The organism is Bradyrhizobium sp. UFLA01-814 (assembly GCF_046718885.1).
GTDB classification, from domain to species: domain Bacteria; phylum Pseudomonadota; class Alphaproteobacteria; order Rhizobiales; family Xanthobacteraceae; genus Bradyrhizobium; species Bradyrhizobium elkanii.
The window spans coordinates 1-2,382 of sequence record NZ_JAQOSR010000347.1 but is presented as its reverse complement, the minus strand read 5'-3'; the positions used below and the strand labels follow the sequence as shown (position 1 = coordinate 2,382).

Genomic DNA, 2,382 nt, shown 5'->3' with positions numbered 1-2,382 from the left:
CCATCGAGCGCTTCTGCCGCTACAATGCCCCGCCAAAACACGACGCGATGTTGCGAACTTCTGGTTCAGGACACTAGTCGACCACCCTTCAATCGCCGGCACGGCCAGAACCCCGATAGACAAAAGTGACCACTGCCGGGTCATGGTTCTTTCTGCGAGCGTCTGTGTCCGCATCAAACGACCTGATGCTCCATTGGCTCAAGCGCCGGAACACGGTGTTCCGGTCTCAGAAGGCATCAGGAAGATCGGGTCAAGGAAAGCGGTACGCGCGATCAAAAGAACGCCTTCCACGAACATTCGTATCCCGATCGGTCGATCCGTTCTGGTCCGGCCGGCGTATGATCAGCGGCGCCATTCGCTTCCAAGCCGCGTCGCTCAACACCAAACGGTCCATCACACCCGAGGCCGTCTCATCAAAAAGGAAGCGTCTTGAATCTAATTTGCGCCTAAAAGGACTCCTTAAGATCCACACTGTTTCACGGTCCCTCTCATCTCGGCGAGGAAAGCGCCCAGCTGGCCGAATTGAGATCTGATTTGCGGCGAACGTTCTGTACAGAATGTACAAAAGCACCTTGTTGCCCACACGCCGTTGTACCCACGTCTCGGAAGACGGGTCGATCAGAACCACTTGCTACCGCCACATCGTGGGCGCTCCGGTCAACGCCGCTTGGCCGATTTGCCTGAGGACATCGACCGATGTCTCTCCACGCGTGCCTGCTTCGAGGAGTTTACACGCGACGTGGGTTCGGATGCCGATTTCGTGACGGGATACACCTTCACAAACCTCATCCAGGACCGCACGCAATACGGCAGCCAATTCGGAGTCGACCATTTGAGTGCCCCTCAATCTCACAACTCTAATCATCTGCCTGTGCTGGCGGGACAGAATCTGGTTGGGTGAACGCCGAGCCAATATATGCACGTGACCATGTAAACAATTTTAGCGTTTGGGTTGAATACCATACACGTCCCCGGCTTCAGCACTATTCGTAAGAACGTTTCCGTTCGATGACTTTTTCGATTTGAGGGAGGAGTTCACCCTCGAAGAGCTAAGCGCTACCGCTGCCCTCCCTGCGGAGGCCTCGGGCTCCGCGCGGTGTACGAACAGTCAGACGGCAGAAAATTGCCCTCTCGATATCTCTTGCGACAATTCACCATAAGACAGCATAACGCCGGCTGCCGTAACCGAAGCAAGTGCAACGAAATACATCCCGTGATCCCTCAACGTTGGTCATAGCGAGCCTTCTACACTTCTTCTCTGAAGGTTTCGTGGACCGATTGAGACTCACGCAAAATGCGGAGCTAATCGTTCGTAGGAGCCAGAGAAACGGAATGCGGTGCGCGGCGATGGCGGAGCCGACCAAAATTGTCGGTGTCAATGCAATGGACGCCGCCCGCGGCGTGAAACCGGGTGCCGTCCGGAGGGCTTCGCCCGATTATCTATAGGTCCATGGCAGTCGACGAACCCTCGTTCGTATTCGCTCTCGCTCGACTGATGACCCCATAAATGTCTTTGATGTGTCCTCGGATCATCGCAAGACCCGCGCTTGGCAGATAAGCTTCTAGGAAACGCGACGGGGGGAGGAACAATAAAACGTGTCGCGCTCTCGGCGGGTTCGCGCGAGAACGACATCGCGCCTGCCATGCTCGCAATCGGACGCCCAGCGTTCTCGCTCCCCTGAGCGATACATTGCGATACGTGCAGGGTGGAGACTGCATGCTTTTCAAGTTCGGAGAGGGACGATCGGCGGGCTATTTCTCGATCTTGGCAACGTCCTCATTGGCCACGATCATGGCGCCGCCTACTCCGGCCCTCTCCATCTCCCGATCTCCAACGCAATACGATCTTTCCCGCACGCGCCAGTGCCTTTGCCGATCCGACTATCGACTTCGCGCGATATGCATCAAGAGGGTCTTCAAGGGTACCCCGAATTGGTGACAAATCGTCGCTTGAGTATCTCTTGACGTCGCTTCCAGGAGACCGTCGACGGCTCTAACGGCATGATATCAACTGCGACACCATCAAAGGGCTCGACAGCAAGGATTCGAGGTCGGCTTGATTATGATTAGACACCGAAGCGAGTTTCACCGGACTTGTCTATCGTGAGCTGCCGATGAGACAGGCTCCAGTCGAATAACTAGTTCGCTTGCTGGAGAGCAGAGAACGAGGACGATGCTCGATTTTATTGACTTGCTAACCGAACGCTATCCAACGCCCGTATCGCGTGCCTGAGATAGACGTCTCAGTTTCGTGAAGCCACGATCAGTGGCCATAAAACGCCCCAGCATCGGCGCAATCAGTTTAAGATCGTGTCCCCGAGCTTGGTGTAACTGGCGGTGGGACACCGCGTTCGCCGGCAAGAGCCGGACTGGTCAGCTGGC

Annotated in this window: 1 protein-coding gene and 1 pseudogene; both read right to left on the bottom strand. The window is 55.9% G+C overall.

Annotated elements, in window-relative coordinates:
• Window positions 1–160: 160 nt before the first annotated feature.
• Window positions 161–394, bottom strand: a pseudogene (locus PMN64_RS42705) (transposase); the annotation flags it as partial.
• A 1,811-nt stretch (window positions 395–2,205) separates the two neighbouring features.
• Entirely contained in the window at window positions 2,206–2,346 is a 141-nt protein-coding gene (locus PMN64_RS42700; RefSeq protein ID WP_411785095.1) for a DUF2274 domain-containing protein, read from the bottom strand.
• Between the last annotated feature and the right edge of the window lie 36 nt (window positions 2,347–2,382).